The following is a 13,775-nucleotide window of genomic DNA, read 5'->3' as shown; positions in this document are numbered from 1 at the left end:
TTTGGTGATTAGTGCTGGCCCGACAGGAGTTCATGATGGCCGTCATTCTGATAACGGGCGGAGCACGATCGGGAAAGAGCCGACGGGCCGAATCTCGCGCGCGCTCGTTTCCGGGACAGCCCATATATATTGCGACGGCCGAAGCGCTCGATGCGGAGATGGTGGAGCGCATCGCGCGCCACCGCGCGCGGCGAGGCGGCGACTGGATCGAACGGGAAGTGCCGCTCGACCTCGTCGCGGCCCTGGCCGAGACCGACGGCGGCGGGGCAAGGCTGGTCGACTGCCTTACGCTGTGGCTGTCGAACCTGCTTCATGCCGGGCGCGACTGGTCGCAGGACGTTGCACGTCTTGCCGAGGCGCTGCCTCGGCAGCACAGCCCGGTGATCATGGTGACCAACGAGGTGGGTCTCGGCATCGTGCCCGACAATGCGCTAGCGCGCACTTTCCGTGACGGCGCCGGCCTCATGAACCAGACCATTGCCGGCGTCGCAGAAGAGGTGGAGTTCGTGGTGGCAGGCCTGCCGCTGAAGCTTAAATAAAGATCGGATGACGAGCCTGATGGTCTCATTCGACGATACGTTTCGCCGGCAACTGCACGAATTGTTCGTGTGGCGCCGTGACGTGCGGCGCTTTCGAAGAGATCCGCTGCCGGACGGCGCGCTGGAGCGGCTGATCGAGACCGCCTGCCTGTCTCCGTCGGTTGGCCTCAGCCAGCCGTGGCGGTTCGTCATCGTCGAGGACAGGGCGAGGCGCAGCGCGGTGATCGAGGATTTCAAGCTCTGCAATGCCGATGCCCTGCAGTCCTATTCCGGTGAGCGCGCGGCGAAGTATGCCACCCTCAAGCTTTCGGGGCTCGAGGAGGCGCCGGGCCATCTGGCCGTTTTCGCGGACAAAACGAGCAGCATCGGTGCGGGCCTGGGGCGCGCGACGATGCCCGAAACCACCGAATATTCCGTCGTCGCCGCGATCTGCTCGATGTGGCTTGCCGCACGTGCGGAGGGCATTGGGCTCGGCTGGGTGTCGATCCTCGATCCGATCCGCGTTCACGGTATTCTCGACGTACCCGAGAGTTGGAAGTTTATCGGCTATCTCTGCATCGGCTACCCCGAGGCCGAGTGTGACCGGCCGGAGCTCGAGCAGGCCAAATGGGAATCGCGACGAAGTTCGGACGAGTTCACCGTGCGACGCTGATGGTTCGCGTGCCGCACTTTGACTGTTCGTCGCGAAGCCCCACGCCACTACGGGAGTACTCTGGTTTGTCTGGTTTGCAGTGCGCGCGGCCGAATCGTTGACAGTCGTTTCCGAATAAACCTATCTTGATGGCGACGGTTCTCCTTCGGGAGATCAAAAGGGAATGCGGTGCGGGCGTCGGCCCAAGGCCGTAGCTGTCCCCGCAACTGTAAACGGCGAGCCTTTCGTCACTATGCCACTGGGCCGAGCTGCCCGGGAAGGCGTCGACAGGCGATAACCCGTGAGCCAGGAGACCTGCCGTCAGTCGTGGTCACACGCGAGCACATCGGGCGGGGCGTCCTGGTGGGGTCGGCGCATTGCCGTTTGGGCATGCGGTGCCCGCGTTCGCGGTGACGTGCCACGTTAACCGCGAGTCCCTTTATGTCTTCATCTTCCCCCATTGCGCTCGGATGGCGCCTTGGCCTCGTTTGCTCGTTGTCATCGCTGCTGCCGGCCGAAAGCTGGGCGCAGACCGCTCCGTCAACCAGGCTGGATCCGATCCAGATCTCGCCTCCCGAGGCCGCGAAGCCGAAGCGTCCCTCGCGCAACAACACGGCCGCTGTTCGGTCGCGATCGAGGCTCACGACAAATCCGGCAGCCCATGACACGTCGCAGTCCGCTGTGTCGTCCGCATCGGCGTCACCGACGCTCAATGCTACCAAGCCGGAAGCAACTGGCAGCCGCCTCAACCTGACACCGCTGCAAACGCCGGCCAGCGTCGAGGTCATCTCGTCGGAGACCATCGCCGAACGCGGTCAGCACAATGTGATCGACGCCGTCACCCAGGACGGGGCCGGCTTCATCGCAACGCCGGCTCCCGGCAATGGCGGCCTGTCGTTCAGTACCCGTGGCTTCGCCGGCAGCAACTCGGTGATGACGCTGTATGACGGCACGCGCTTCTATGTCGGCTCTGGAACCCTGACCTTCCCATACGACACCTGGTCGACGCAGCGCATCGAGGTGCTGCGCGGCCCGGCCTCGGTCTTGTACGGCGAAGGCGCGATCGGCGGCGTCATCAACGTGATCCCGAAAAAGCCGCTCGCAACGCCTTACAACGACGCCGAGGTCTCGCTTGATAGCAACATGACGCGACGGCTCGCGCTCGACAGCGCCGGGCCGATCAATCCCAATGTATCGTATCGCGTGAATGCCACCGGTAACATGTCGGATGGCTGGGTCGATCGCGACAAGACATCGAATGTGGCGGTCTCCGCGGCAGTGCGGGTGCAGGCGTCCGACAATCTCGCCTTCACGCTTTCCGAGGACTACGGCGACCGTAGCCCGTCGCGCTATTTCGGCACGCCTGTCATCAACGGCGGAATCCTCGATGCGCTACGCTTCAGGAACTACAACGCATCGGACAGCACCATTCGCTATCGGGACAACTGGACCCAATTCAAGACCGAATGGGATGTCGCCGACGGCATCAAGGTCAACAATACGCTCTATTATCTGACCAGCGAGCGGCATTGGCGCGACATCGAGAACTACACCTGGAATCCGGCGACCCAGCTAATCGATCGCTCCAGCTATATCGAGATCTTCCACGACCAGAAGCAGCTCGGCAACCGGATGGATACGACGTTCAGCGGTCATATCTTCGGCTTTGCGAACCAGTTCGTTACGGGATTCGACGTCAACCACATCGACTTCACCCACACCAACAATTCGCCCTACGCCGGCGCATCGTCGGTCAATCCTTACGTCTTCGATCCCGGGTCATTCTTCGCGACGACGTCTCCAACCGCACCGGGCTTCAATGCAATCGTCAACCAATACGCGCTGTTTGCCGAGGACCGGCTTTCGCTGACCGACCAACTGTCGTTCGTCACCGGTGTCAGGTATGACCGCCCCGAGGTCGATCGTACCGACTATCGCGTGCCGTCGAACAGCTTCGACGTCACGCTGTCGGGCACCAGCTGGCGCGCCGGCCTCGTCTATGAGCCGGTCAAGAACCTCGCCTTCTACGGCCAATATGCCGTTGGCGTCGATCCGGTCACCAATCTGATTTCACTTTCGACCACGCAAAAGACCTTCCAGCTCGCCACGGGCAAGCAGACCGAGATCGGGGTCAAGCAGTCGTTCTGGGGCGGCCGCGGCGAGTGGACTCTGGCGGCCTATGAGATCATCAAGACCGGGCTGACCATTCCTGATCCCAGCAATCCCACCGGCGGCCTGGCGCTTCAGATCGGCCAGCAATCATCCCGCGGAGTCGAGGGATCGATCGGGCTCGCGCTGAATGACGGCTGGCGCATCGACGCCAATCTCGCCGTGCTGCGCGCCCGGTATGACAACAACAGCCAGGTCGTCGGCGGCAAGATCGTCAGCTATGACGGCAATGTGCCGGTCAACGTTCCGCAGCAGGTCTCCAACATCTGGCTGACCTGGGACTTCGCGCCCAACTGGTCGGTTTATGGCGGGGTGCAGATCGTCGGCCAGATGTATTCCGATCTTGCCAACACCCAGGCGAGGCCAGGCTACAACGTGGTCAACGGCGGTGTCAGGTGGAAGCCGGATGACCGCACCACGGTCGCGTTCCGCGTCTACAACCTGCTCGACAAGGTCTACGCGGTGACTTCGAACGGTACGGGGCAGTGGCTGCTGGGCATGCCGCGTACGGCGGAACTGTCCATCAACGTGAAGTTCTGATCGTGAGGAGCGCACCGATCCACCGGCCCGCGTAGGCAAGGGGGCCGGATGGAAGGCATGTGGCCTCGCGGGGTTTCGCGGCCATCCGACGAACGAAGATGGTCCGCGGGGTCATTCGATCCCGGTCCGTAAGAGCGCCCGCGCAATATCGAGCTCGCTAATCGCTTCGCGCAGGAATCTGCGCGCCGCGGGCTTGTCGCCATTTGCACAGGCCACGCATAGCTCCCTCAGATAGCCGTTCGCCACCTCTGCATGCAGGACCAAGTCCGCAGCCTCTTCAAAGCTCTGCTCACGTTTTGCTTTCATAACCCCACTCCAGCGCACCAGGCCTGCTGGCAATGCTGAGCTGGTGGATGCGTTGCAGGGTAGGCGGCTAGATGGGTTCATCAGCGGCTGTACGTTCCGACCAGATCAGCTTCAGCGAGCCTGTGTTTTTCGGCGGCTTTCCAGATGTCCTCGACGGACATTTTGGGGGCTCGTGACAACGCGTCAACGTCTAGCGCCGCAAGCTTGAAATGGTAGTGATGTGTTCCATGTCCCTTGGGCGGCGCGGGGCCGCAGTAACGCGGTTCGCCGAAATCGTTGACGCCCTTGCCCAGTTTCTCCGTTTTCGCGCCGCGGCCAACCCTCTCGGGCAACATCGCTCTTTCGCCCATAATGTTGTACAATCCCCAATGGCGGAAGGTGCCGGACGGCGCATCGGGATCCTCGACAATCAGCACAAAGCTCTTGGTTTCCGCCGGCGCGTCGGACCACTCCAGCGGCGGAGAGACGTTTTCGCCATCCGCAGTATATTTTGCCGGAATCTGACCGCCGTCAGCGAACGCAGGACTTGTCAAGCTGAACGTCATGACCGTCTCCTTCTCCAGTGGTCAATGGGATTGCCGTCGCTCACGGCTTTGCAGCCGCTAATCCTAGATGTGACGACGTTCCTTGTCGGTCGGCTCGGAGACACCCTGCAGGGCGCCTTGCGCCGAGCGCGCCTCAGACCGGCCGAGATCGGCAAGCGCGATCACCCCGACCAGCCGCTTGTCGTGATTGAGTACCGGCAATCGCCGGACTTGATGCTTGGCCATGATCTGCGCCGCCGCTTCTGCATCGTCATCTTCAAAGCAGTACCCGACGCCCTCTGACATCACGTCACGAACCGACGTGTTTCCCGGCGCGCGGCCATCCGCGACCGCCCGCACGGCGATGTCGCGATCCGTAACCATGCCGATCAATCGGTCGTTCTCGCCGACGGGCAAGCAACCAATATTTCCGGCGCGCATTTTGCGGGCAACGTCGCGGATCGTCATGTTCGGGTCAGCAATTGCTACCTTCTGCTGCATGATTTGCTTCACCTGCATAGGCGTCCTCCTCAAGCCTGCATCGATTGCCAGTCAACGTCCCGCGCGGCGTTGGGTTTCCCTTCACGCCGATCATCGCGTCGAAGTGCGTCAGGTCGAGCGACCAAATCTCTTCCAGCGTTCTCTTCAAGCGTTCCGCGGCTGGCGTGATTGTTCGAACGGATGCTTCAACGGAACAACCACAACGGCGCCGCGATCACGAAGAAGCGGCGCGTTGATTGGTTGCGATTTGCTTTTCCATCTTGTCAATGCTCTCTCAAAATCAACACTTCGGAACCTATCTGCGGACGTCGTATTGCCCCCATGTTGGACCAACGATGGATGAGTCCCATGAGCGCAACAGGTCTCGATGTATTCGACAGAACGATCCACCTTACGAATGTATGGTTGGATGAAATCATGGCGACGCTACCCCGCGACAAGCAGCTAGCGTGGCACGTCTTGGGTGCAGTGTTGCGAACGGTGCGTGATCGCGTTCCGCTCAATCTCGCTGTTCACCTTGGGGCGCAACTGCCGCTCTTGGTACGCGGGACCTACTTCGAACAATGGCGGCCAAGCGAGACGCCGCGAACGTGGCGCTCGCAGCAGGAATTCCTTGCACTCATATCGGCGCAAATGAACTCGGATAAGCCGGTCGATTCGGCCGAGGCGGCGCGTGCGGTGTTCCGTGTATTGAACCACCACATCGATCCCAACCAGGCCGAAAAAGTCCGGCATTCGCTCCCCGAGGAGGTTCGCGCGCTATGGCCAGCGCAAGGTGTCCCGTCGGCTGCGTGACGCGAAGCCAGGCAGGAAACCAGGGAGCAGCTAAAACCAGGGAGCAAATGATGACGAAGCCTCCTCCAGTTCCCCATGACAATCAAAGCCACAAGGGGCCTGGTGATCCGAAATCGGGAAATCCGCATCAAGCTCAAACCGGAAAAAAGCATATCGAGAAACCCGATCAGCAGGCCCACCAGGGCAACACCCGGCAGAACACGACCCACCAAGGATATCAGCAGGACCGGTAGCAATGTCGACTTCCACGAAGACACGCGCGAGCATCCGGCAGGGCGGCCCTGGAGCCGCGCGCGAAAACGCAAAGGCCGCACTCGAAGTCAGGAAGCCGGCCGCGGACGATCCTTTGCGGCGGCACAGTAAAGTGTCCGGTGGCGGTGGCGAACGCGACCTTCACCATGCTCATCGCCCTGCGGACAAGGGCGGAGGAACACGGCGATCGAGAAGAGGATCTCATGAGCAGACATCTGAAACTGAGGAAGCCGATTGATACGGATCTCCGTCGCAATCCGCTGATTGGCGGATCGAAGGGCGTCACAATGGCGCAGGCGCTGCCCGACGATGTCGATGCGTTGGAAGGCGAAAACACCTTCGAAGGCGACGTCGAAAACGATACCAATCCGCAAGGCGGTCTCGAGAAACCGCGCCGTCGCGCGGGCCGCTCGCGTCGAGGCTCGGACCATGGCGGTCCGTCTCGTTCGATCGAGCTGCAGGGCAGAATGACCCACGAACAGCAGTTGCGGATCCTGGAACGGAAGCCTGATGTCCCGGATGCGCGGCAGGTCGAGCAGGACATTGCCCGCGCGGAAGGAGACAGCGCCCCTCGGCTCGCCAACCGCAGTGCGCGGCAGTCGGAATTTCCGGTGAGTCGCGGCGGTCTCAATCAGGAGAGCCAGCACAACAAGCACAATCGTCCGGCCCTGAAACGAAAAACGGGGCAGTGAGAGGACGGAAGCCATAAGGGTCGAATGCATGACGAACAAAGCAGGAAAGCATTTCGGATCCGGCGCGACAAACAAGGGCAAGGGAGCCGGAAGTGGAGGTTTGAGCAACCCGCGGGACGATCTGATCGGCGAGAACATGATCCTGTCCAATCGCGACAAGGCCGAGCATTCGCGTGAGCGGGGCCAAGACAGGAAATGGATCGCGACCGAGCAACTGCAGGACCATGTCGCGAACAAGGGGCGCGGCTAAATCATGATGCGACTGGATTGATCGCACCATGAGTCCTCTCCTTGTTCGACGGTGATCCTTATCGTTCGAGCGTGAGGCTTAGGCTGGGTTCCACATGTGCCAGCGAGGTCGCGAAGGAATCAGGCGCCGCCGGCGAGGCGGCGCCTGATTCACCTCACCCCGCGACTTGATCGCTAGGCCCTGGCCCGCTCACTGTTGGCGGCGAGCTGCTTGAGCAGGGAATCGAAGGGATCGATGAACTTCTGGACCGCATCGTTCTCGAGCTGAGCGGTGACAAGGTCGAATGACACTCCGAGCCGCTCCAGGTCGGCCATCACGCGTCGCGCGTCCGGGACGCCCTGCTGGACGGTCGCCCGCACGGTGCCATGGTCCTGGAACGCCGCAATCGTCTTGCGCGGCATGGTGTTGATGGTCATCGGGCCGATCAGCGGCTCGACATACATGAGGTCGGGATAATCCGGGTTCTTGGTGCTGGTGCTCGCCCACAGCATGCGTTGCGGGCGCGCGCCTTTCTCGGCAAGCGCCATCCAGCGATTGCTTGTGAGGTGACGGCTGAAGGCCTGATAGGCGAGCTTGGCGTTGGCGATCGCGACCCTTCCCAGAAGCGTACGCGGATCGGGATCGGGAGGAGGACGGTCCGGCACGATGCGCTGCCGCAACAGCCGATCCACCAGCACGTCGATGCGGCTGAGGAAGAAACTTGCCACCGACGCGATATGATTGAGTGATCGACCGGCGGCCAGCCGCCGCTCGAGAGCCCGCAGATAGGCCTCGGCCACGGCCTCATAGCGGGCGATCGAGAACAAGAGCGTGATGTTGATGTTGATGCCCTCGAACAGCAACTGCTCGACGGCGGGAACGCCCGCCGGCGTGCCCGGGATCTTGATGAACAGATTGGGCCGGTCGACTTCCTTCCACAGCTTGCGCGCGTCCTCCATTGAGGCCTCGGCGTCATGAGCGAGGTGAGGCGACACCTCCAGGCTGACGAAACCATCGATGCCATCGGTCTCCTTGTAGACCGGAAGCAGGATGTCGCAGGCGTCACGGACGTCCGCGGTGATCAGCCGTTCGTAGATCCCGGCCGGCGACTGGCCTGCGGCGGTAGCCCGGGCGATGTCATCGGCATAGTCCGCGTTGTCCGCCACCGCCTTCTCGAAGATCGCCGGGTTCGAGGTAATGCCGCGCAGGCCTTCCTCACCAACCCGCCGTGCCAGATCGCCGCTGCGGATCATTTGCCGGGTGAGATCATCCATCCAGCAGCTTTGTCCCTGCGCCAGGAGTTCGATTGTTCGGTTCATGTTCGTCTCCCAATTTCGAGCACGGGCCGACGACGTGCCAGCATCAATGCTTTCGGAAATTGCCCTCGAGACCCGCCCGCCGTGCCGATGCGGTGGCCAACGCGGCCCAGTCGGACTCACCATGACCATGCGCGATGGCGTCGAGCAGCGAGTCATGCACCAGGCCGGCGATCGGTAACGGAACGCCGGCCGACTCGCCGGCTGAAACCGCCAGGTTCACATCCTTCAAGCCGAGGCTCGCCTTGAAGAGGGCGGGCTCGAATGTCCGATTCAAGATAAGCTCGCCATAGGTCTGATATACGGGAGCCGAGAACAAGCTTCCCGTCAGCGCCGCCATCATGCGCGCTGGATCGAGCTGGTGACGCTCCGCAAGCGTGATCGCCTCAGCCATCGTCTCAATCGCGGATGCCAGCAGCAGGTTGGCGGCGACCTTTGCAACGTTGGCTTTATGCGGCTGGTCCGACACGTACCAGGTCTTCTTGCCGATGGCATCGAGCAGCGGTTGGGCGCATCCGATCGCCGATGCGTCTCCCGCCGCAAGCACGTGCAGCCCGCCTTGCGCAGCGACATCGGGCCGACCGAGCACCGGAGCCGCCACGTAAGCGACGCCGCACTCGGAGTGGACCTTCTCCAGTTGCTTCGCCAGATCGACCGAGATCGTGGCGGTCACCACGTGAACGAGCCCACGCGAAGACGAGCGTAGCGCTCCGCTTTCAAGCAGCACGGAGCGCACGGCCTCGTCGTTGGCCAGCATAGTGATGGCGGCTGGTGCGGAAAGCGCATCCTGCGGCGTGTCGGCACGATGCGCCCCCATTCGCACGATGCTGTCAATGGGCTCAGGCGAGCGATTCCAGACCCGCACATGGTGACCGAGTTCGATGAGCCGGCGCGCCATGGCGGATCCCATGGCTCCTAGCCCGATAAAGCCAACGTCCATCCCTGTTCCTCCGCAAATTCTGGCTCCGCAGGAGCCTCGGCTATCGCCATTCACCCTTGATCAGCGGACCGATCGGATGCTCGCGCCGCGACATCTTGAGCTGCCGGAAGATGTCGGCACTGCGGGCAGTTTCGCGCTCGGTCTCGATGTCGACCGCATAGGCGCGCTCGGGGTCGGCGCGGGCACCAATGAGGATGAACTCGGCGCCCTCATAGTCGAGAAGGCGTGGGTCTTCAGATGCAAAGCGCCGACCGCGGAATTCCCTCTCAAGCGGTCTCGGGTAGCGCGCCTCATCTCGTTCCGATAGTCCCGCGCCGGGCGGTGAGCCGGCGTCGGGATTCTTGATGGAGAGAATGTAGGCCGCCTCGCGCTCGATATTCAGCTCCTGCTGAACGTCGCCCGGCCGCTCCGGCAGTTCGAGTTCGTAGGTCAGATGCAGGCTGCGGTCACGCCTGATCAGCGCGTAAACCCCTTCGCCGGCTGGCCGCACCGGCGGCTGCGTGCGTTCGCCGCGCGTCCTGCTCGCATAACGATGGGTTCGGAATTCCTCCTCGACATTAGGACCGCGCTCGATTGCCTCGACGAAGCCCCATATGCGCTCGTGGTCACGCGCTTCAGGTAGTCGCTTGCGCCCGAGGACAGCCACGCGAAGCCGCGGCTGCTTTTCCGGTTTCATCACCATGTAAAAGCGCTGGACGTCAGCCAAGCCTTCGGCACTGTGTTCCCCGACCCGCGGTCGGTAGGCGAAATAGATGTCGCCTTTTTCGACGATCTCCTCCGAAGCTTCAGCCTGACGACCGCCGCGTCTGCGTCCTACAGAAGCCATCTCGCGGCCATGCTCAGAATCTTGTGCCTCTTGCATTTGGCTAACTGAATGCAGGTGCAGGCGTTCCTGAGTTCCATCCGGAGCATGGTGAGCTCGTACAACTTCCCGCGAAGGCCGCGCGAGCTTTAGGAACAAACGCGAGCTGGGCTGCGTTCGACGCCATACTGATCATCCGACGACCCATTTCCGAGGCTGCGTCGTACGTTCCGCAAGCGTCCTTTAGCCGTCGGCGCCATTGATCGCTCGTGGCGGCGCCACTGCGCCGGGGGTTACCGCGCCAGCAGTACGCGTGATCAAGCTACGCCGGTCACGGATCCACCGGCGCCATAACCGCGAGTTTGCCATGGCTGAAGCAGGGCTTCGCAATTTCACCGTCAATTTCGGTCCGCAACACCCTTCGGCCCACGGGGTGCTTCGTCTGGTGCTCGAGCTCGATGGCGAAGTGGTTCGTCGTGTCGATCCTCACATCGGCTTGCTGCATCGAGGCACCGAGAAGCTGATCGAACACAAGACCTATCTGCAATCGATCGGGTACTTCGACCGGCTCGATTATGTCGCGCCGATGAATCAGGAACATGCATTCTGCCTTGCCGCCGAAAAGCTGCTCGGCCTCGAAGTGCCGCGCCGCGGCCAGTTGATCCGCGTGCTCTATTGTGAGATCGGACGCCTGCTTTCCCATCTTCTCAACATCACGACCCAGGCGATGGATGTCGGAGCGCTCACTCCGCCGTTATGGGGATTTGAAGAGCGCGAAAAGCTGATGGTGTTCTACGAACGGGCATCCGGCGCGCGCATGCACGCCACCTTCTTCCGTGTCGGTGGTGTGCATCAGGATCTGCCGCCGAAGCTGATCGACGACATTGAGACCTTCTGCGATCCGTTCTTGCGTGTGGTGGACGATCTGGATCGCTTGTTGACGGGACTTCGCATCTTCAAGCAACGCAACGTCGACGTCGGCAGGGTCACGCTGAAGCAAGCCTGGGGGCTTGGCTTTTCGGGCGTCATGGTGCGTGGCTCCGGCGCCGCCTGGGACCTGCGCAAGGCGCAGCCTTACGAATGCTATCCGGAAATGGATTTCGATATTCCAATTGGCAAGAACGGCGATTGCTATGACCGCTATCTGGTTCGCATGGAGGAAATGCGCCAGTCGGTGCGCATCATGCGACAGTGTATCAGCAAGCTCCGCGAACCCGATGGGCAGGGTCCCGTCGCCGTGCAGGACAACAAGGTGTTTCCCCCACGCCGCGGTGAGATGAAGCGTTCGATGGAAGCTCTCATCCACCACTTCAAGCTTTACACGGAGGGCTTTCGCGTTCCCGCCGGCGAGGTCTATGCGGCCGTAGAGGCTCCCAAGGGCGAATTCGGTGTCTATCTGGTCTCCGACGGGACGAACCAGCCCTACAGGTGCAAGATCCGCGCACCTTCGTTCGCGCATCTGCAGGCGATGGACCTGCTCTGTCGCGGACATTTGCTGGCCGATGTCGCCGCGATCATCGGTTCGCTGGATATCGTTTTCGGAGAGATCGATCGATAACCTTGCAAAGGAGAGCATCATGCCGCGTACCGAAACCAAACAACGGCCCGTCACGCAGATTACCATCATCGAAGCTGAACCGCAGAAGCAGGCCGAGGCATTGTCGCTCATGACGGAGCGCGCTCGCTTCATGCAGCGTCAACCGGGATTCATTTCGATCAGCCTGCATCGAAGCCTCGATGGGCGCCGGATCGTGAATTATGTTCAATGGGAAACCCGCGACCAGCTCCGGGCAGCACACCAATCGCCCGAATTCCGGAAGGCCTGGAGCCAGTTCGAAAGCGTGACTGACGGGATCGATCCCCACCTCTATGAAATTACCGAGGTCCTTGGTGATCGACAGTGAGCTGGCTTTGCCTCGGAGCTTTGTTGGGCCGCGGAGCAAGCCATCAGGATGATGCGAACGGCTCCCCGTGTTGGTGGGCGCCGAGTAGCAGGGTCGTCGGGCACATCTACAGCCGGCGCGCCTCGTCGATTTCAATTGCGCTGGCTGGAGCCGTCTCTCTTGCGCTGTCAGCCCCATCGGCCGGCGCCCAGGACAGTGCAGTCCTGACCTACCACGCTGATAGCGGCCGGAGCGGCCACTATGTCGTCCCGGCACTGTCCTGGGAGAAGGCCAAATCGATCCAGACCGACGGGATGTTCAACGCCAGTATCGCGGGGCCCACATATGCCCAGCCGCTTTACTGGCAGCCTCCCGGAGCGAACAGCGGGATGCTGTTCGTGGCGACTGAAGACGACGTCGTGTATGCCCTGGATGCGACCACTGGCAAGGAACTGTGGAAACGCACGGTCGGGCGTCCCGTGCGGGCGTCGTCATTGCCGTGCGGAAACATCAATCCGCTTGGCATCACCGGCACACCGGTCATCGATCCCGCAACGCAAGCCATTTATTTCGATGCGGCGGTCGAGCGGGCAAGCGGGCCGAGCCATCAGGTGTTCGCCCTTTCGATGAGGGATGGCAGCGTTCTTCCCGGCTGGCCGATTGACGTTGCCGGTGTGTTGCAAACGACGGGGCGGCACTTCGATGCGAGCGTGCAGAACCAACGCAGCGCGCTTACATTGCTTGACGGCACGCTCTACGTCGCCTTCGGCGGCCATTTCGGCGATTGCGGCAATTATCATGGCTGGATCGTCGGAATTCCCCTGCGTGATCCGAGCAAGCTGATCAGTTTCCAGACACGGGCGCGTGGGGGCGGGAGCTGGTCGCCTGGCGGACCGAGCGTTGTCGGACATGACATCTATTTCACCACCGGCAATACATTTGGCGCGCAAACTTGGAGCGACGGCGAAGCCGTGTTTCGTGTTGGCGCGGACCTGCACCGCAGCGACGACAAGAAGGATTATTTTGCCCCGTCAGACTGGAAAACACTCGATGCCGGCGATGTCGATCTTGGAGGTAGCAATCCAATTCCTCTCGACGTTCCCAGCGCGGGCGGCGATCACGCGCTGATCCTGGCACTGGGCAAGGATGGCAAGGCCTATCTTCTCGATCGCAATGATCTCGGTGGCATCGGTGGCCAGTTGGCGGTGAAAGTAGTATCGCAGTCGTTGATCATCACCTCGCCCGCCTCCTACCGCGCCGACGACGGCGTCTTTGTCGCGTTCCGGGCTCAGGGCGCGCAGTGCCCGGAGAAGCGGGGTGAACTGACCGTCTTAAAGATCACGGCAGGCGCCAAGCCGGCGATGGCCACGGCGTGGTGCGGCGCTGTCCGCGGCCGTGGCTCTCCCATTGTGACAACCACGGACGGGCATTCCAATCCGATCGTGTGGATGCTCGGCGCTGAAGGGGACAATCGGCTGCACGCGTTCCGGGGCGATACCGGCGAGCAGATTTATGCCAGCGAGACCCTGCGCGGCCTCAGACGCTTTCAGTCGGTCATCGCGACGAAGGACCGGCTGTATATCGGGGCCGATGAACGTGTTTACGCTTTCAAGTTCTGAGCCCCGTACCGCCTCGGTACGAGCCCTTATGCACGCG

The 13,775-nt window shown here is 61.8% G+C and carries 17 protein-coding genes and 1 riboswitch; of the genes, 11 read left to right on the top strand and 6 right to left on the bottom strand.

Features of this window, described 5'->3' with window-relative positions; all coding sequences use genetic code 11:
• Positions 1–35: 35 nt before the first annotated feature.
• The 3 genes from cobU (at position 36) to P6U30_RS34600 (ending at position 3,879) form a co-directional block, all read left to right on the top strand.
• Positions 36–539 (top strand): bifunctional adenosylcobinamide kinase/adenosylcobinamide-phosphate guanylyltransferase, encoded by a 504-nt coding sequence (gene cobU, locus P6U30_RS34610; protein ID WP_407167160.1) that lies wholly within the window; start codon positions 36–38, stop codon positions 537–539.
• A gap of 19 nt (positions 540–558) precedes the next feature.
• Positions 559–1,191 (top strand): 5,6-dimethylbenzimidazole synthase, encoded by a 633-nt coding sequence (bluB, locus tag P6U30_RS34605; protein WP_407167159.1) that lies wholly within the window; start codon positions 559–561, stop codon positions 1,189–1,191.
• A gap of 118 nt (positions 1,192–1,309) precedes the next feature.
• A riboswitch (cobalamin riboswitch) is annotated at positions 1,310–1,508 on the top strand.
• Between the two features lie 103 nt (positions 1,509–1,611).
• On the top strand, positions 1,612–3,879 hold the full coding sequence (locus tag P6U30_RS34600; RefSeq protein WP_407167158.1) for a TonB-dependent receptor: 2,268 nt from the start codon (positions 1,612–1,614) through the stop codon (positions 3,877–3,879).
• A gap of 111 nt (positions 3,880–3,990) precedes the next feature.
• On the opposite strand, the gene P6U30_RS34595 is transcribed toward P6U30_RS34600, so the two are convergent.
• The 3 genes from P6U30_RS34595 to P6U30_RS34585 all read right to left on the bottom strand — a co-directional run bounded on the left by P6U30_RS34595 (position 3,991) and on the right by P6U30_RS34585 (position 5,228).
• A complete protein-coding gene (locus tag P6U30_RS34595; protein WP_407167157.1) occupies positions 3,991–4,185 on the bottom strand; it encodes a hypothetical protein in 195 nt (64 codons plus the stop codon).
• 80 nt (positions 4,186–4,265) lie between these two features.
• Positions 4,266–4,730, bottom strand: coding sequence for a YbhB/YbcL family Raf kinase inhibitor-like protein (locus P6U30_RS34590; protein WP_407167156.1), 465 nt, complete (start codon positions 4,728–4,730; stop codon positions 4,266–4,268).
• Between the two features lie 63 nt (positions 4,731–4,793).
• A complete protein-coding gene (locus P6U30_RS34585; protein ID WP_407167155.1) occupies positions 4,794–5,228 on the bottom strand; it encodes a CBS domain-containing protein in 435 nt (144 codons plus the stop codon).
• Positions 5,229–5,558: 330 nt separating this feature from the next.
• Here P6U30_RS34585 and P6U30_RS34580 point away from each other — a divergent pair, with 330 nt between their 5' ends.
• The 5 genes from P6U30_RS34580 (at position 5,559) to P6U30_RS34560 (ending at position 7,199) form a co-directional block, all read left to right on the top strand.
• Complete coding sequence (locus P6U30_RS34580; RefSeq protein WP_407167154.1) at positions 5,559–6,005, top strand: DUF2267 domain-containing protein; 447 nt, start codon at positions 5,559–5,561, stop codon at positions 6,003–6,005.
• 50 nt (positions 6,006–6,055) lie between these two features.
• Positions 6,056–6,238: a hypothetical protein gene (locus tag P6U30_RS34575; RefSeq protein ID WP_407167153.1), complete on the top strand. Its 183-nt coding sequence runs from the start codon at positions 6,056–6,058 to the stop codon at positions 6,236–6,238.
• A gap of 2 nt (positions 6,239–6,240) precedes the next feature.
• Positions 6,241–6,495 carry a hypothetical protein gene (locus tag P6U30_RS34570; protein ID WP_407167152.1) on the top strand — a complete coding sequence of 85 codons (255 nt, stop codon included), beginning with the start codon at positions 6,241–6,243 and terminating at the stop codon, positions 6,493–6,495.
• Positions 6,377–6,949, top strand: coding sequence for a hypothetical protein (locus tag P6U30_RS34565; RefSeq protein ID WP_407167151.1), 573 nt, complete (start codon positions 6,377–6,379; stop codon positions 6,947–6,949). The genes P6U30_RS34570 and P6U30_RS34565 overlap by 119 nt, the downstream gene beginning before the upstream one ends.
• Positions 6,950–7,049: 100 nt before the next feature.
• Positions 7,050–7,199 carry a hypothetical protein gene (locus P6U30_RS34560; protein WP_407167150.1) on the top strand — a complete coding sequence of 50 codons (150 nt, stop codon included), beginning with the start codon at positions 7,050–7,052 and terminating at the stop codon, positions 7,197–7,199.
• A gap of 173 nt (positions 7,200–7,372) precedes the next feature.
• Here the strand turns inward: P6U30_RS34560 and tal are convergent, their stop codons facing one another.
• The 3 genes from tal to P6U30_RS34545 are packed head-to-tail and all read right to left on the bottom strand — an operon-like array spanning position 7,373 to position 10,395.
• The gene (tal, locus tag P6U30_RS34555; RefSeq protein WP_407167149.1) at positions 7,373–8,497 is read right to left on the bottom strand and encodes a transaldolase; all 1,125 of its coding nucleotides are present in this window, start codon (positions 8,495–8,497) and stop codon (positions 7,373–7,375) included.
• A gap of 43 nt (positions 8,498–8,540) precedes the next feature.
• The gene (locus P6U30_RS34550) at positions 8,541–9,488 is read right to left on the bottom strand and encodes an NAD(P)-dependent oxidoreductase (RefSeq protein ID WP_407167148.1); all 948 of its coding nucleotides are present in this window, start codon (positions 9,486–9,488) and stop codon (positions 8,541–8,543) included.
• A complete protein-coding gene (locus tag P6U30_RS34545) occupies positions 9,475–10,395 on the bottom strand; it encodes a hypothetical protein (RefSeq protein WP_407167147.1) in 921 nt (306 codons plus the stop codon). Before P6U30_RS34545 ends, P6U30_RS34550 begins: the two co-directional genes overlap by 14 nt.
• Before the next feature lie 208 nt (positions 10,396–10,603).
• On the opposite strand from P6U30_RS34545, the gene P6U30_RS34540 reads away from it, so the two are divergent.
• The 3 genes from P6U30_RS34540 (at position 10,604) to P6U30_RS34530 (ending at position 13,738) form a co-directional block, all read left to right on the top strand.
• Positions 10,604–11,794: an NADH-quinone oxidoreductase subunit D gene (locus P6U30_RS34540; protein WP_407167146.1), complete on the top strand. Its 1,191-nt coding sequence runs from the start codon at positions 10,604–10,606 to the stop codon at positions 11,792–11,794.
• A gap of 19 nt (positions 11,795–11,813) precedes the next feature.
• A complete protein-coding gene (locus P6U30_RS34535) occupies positions 11,814–12,140 on the top strand; it encodes an antibiotic biosynthesis monooxygenase family protein (protein WP_407167145.1) in 327 nt (108 codons plus the stop codon).
• A 368-nt stretch (positions 12,141–12,508) separates the two neighbouring features.
• Positions 12,509–13,738 carry a PQQ-binding-like beta-propeller repeat protein gene (locus tag P6U30_RS34530; protein WP_407167144.1) on the top strand — a complete coding sequence of 410 codons (1,230 nt, stop codon included), beginning with the start codon at positions 12,509–12,511 and terminating at the stop codon, positions 13,736–13,738.
• The last annotated feature ends 37 nt before the right edge of the window (positions 13,739–13,775 follow it).

The organism is Bradyrhizobium sp. ORS 111 (assembly GCF_045571485.1).
Lineage (GTDB): Bacteria > Pseudomonadota > Alphaproteobacteria > Rhizobiales > Xanthobacteraceae > Bradyrhizobium.
Note: the sequence above shows the minus strand (reverse complement) of the source record. Positions and strands in the feature narration are given on the sequence as shown.

Bases quoted from the DNA above. Each gene is read 5' to 3' on its own strand.
- P6U30_RS34535 (WP_407167145.1), top strand. From the start codon at position 11,814: ATGCCGCGTACCGAAACCAAACAACGGCCCGTCACGCAGATTACCATC.
- P6U30_RS34600 (WP_407167158.1), top strand. From the start codon at position 1,612: ATGTCTTCATCTTCCCCCATTGCGCTCGGATGGCGCCTTGGCCTCGTT.
- P6U30_RS34540 (WP_407167146.1), top strand. From the start codon at position 10,604: ATGGCTGAAGCAGGGCTTCGCAATTTCACCGTCAATTTCGGTCCGCAA.
- P6U30_RS34585 (WP_407167155.1), bottom strand. From the start codon at position 5,228: ATGCAGGTGAAGCAAATCATGCAGCAGAAGGTAGCAATTGCTGACCCG.
- P6U30_RS34590 (WP_407167156.1), bottom strand. From the start codon at position 4,730: ATGACGTTCAGCTTGACAAGTCCTGCGTTCGCTGACGGCGGTCAGATT.
- P6U30_RS34595 (WP_407167157.1), bottom strand. From the start codon at position 4,185: ATGAAAGCAAAACGTGAGCAGAGCTTTGAAGAGGCTGCGGACTTGGTC.
- bluB (WP_407167159.1), top strand. From the start codon at position 559: ATGGTCTCATTCGACGATACGTTTCGCCGGCAACTGCACGAATTGTTC.
- tal (WP_407167149.1), bottom strand. From the start codon at position 8,497: ATGAACCGAACAATCGAACTCCTGGCGCAGGGACAAAGCTGCTGGATG.
- cobU (WP_407167160.1), top strand. From the start codon at position 36: ATGGCCGTCATTCTGATAACGGGCGGAGCACGATCGGGAAAGAGCCGA.
- P6U30_RS34530 (WP_407167144.1), top strand. From the start codon at position 12,509: ATGCTGTTCGTGGCGACTGAAGACGACGTCGTGTATGCCCTGGATGCG.
- P6U30_RS34575 (WP_407167153.1), top strand. From the start codon at position 6,056: ATGACGAAGCCTCCTCCAGTTCCCCATGACAATCAAAGCCACAAGGGG.
- P6U30_RS34580 (WP_407167154.1), top strand. From the start codon at position 5,559: ATGAGCGCAACAGGTCTCGATGTATTCGACAGAACGATCCACCTTACG.
- P6U30_RS34570 (WP_407167152.1), top strand. From the start codon at position 6,241: ATGTCGACTTCCACGAAGACACGCGCGAGCATCCGGCAGGGCGGCCCT.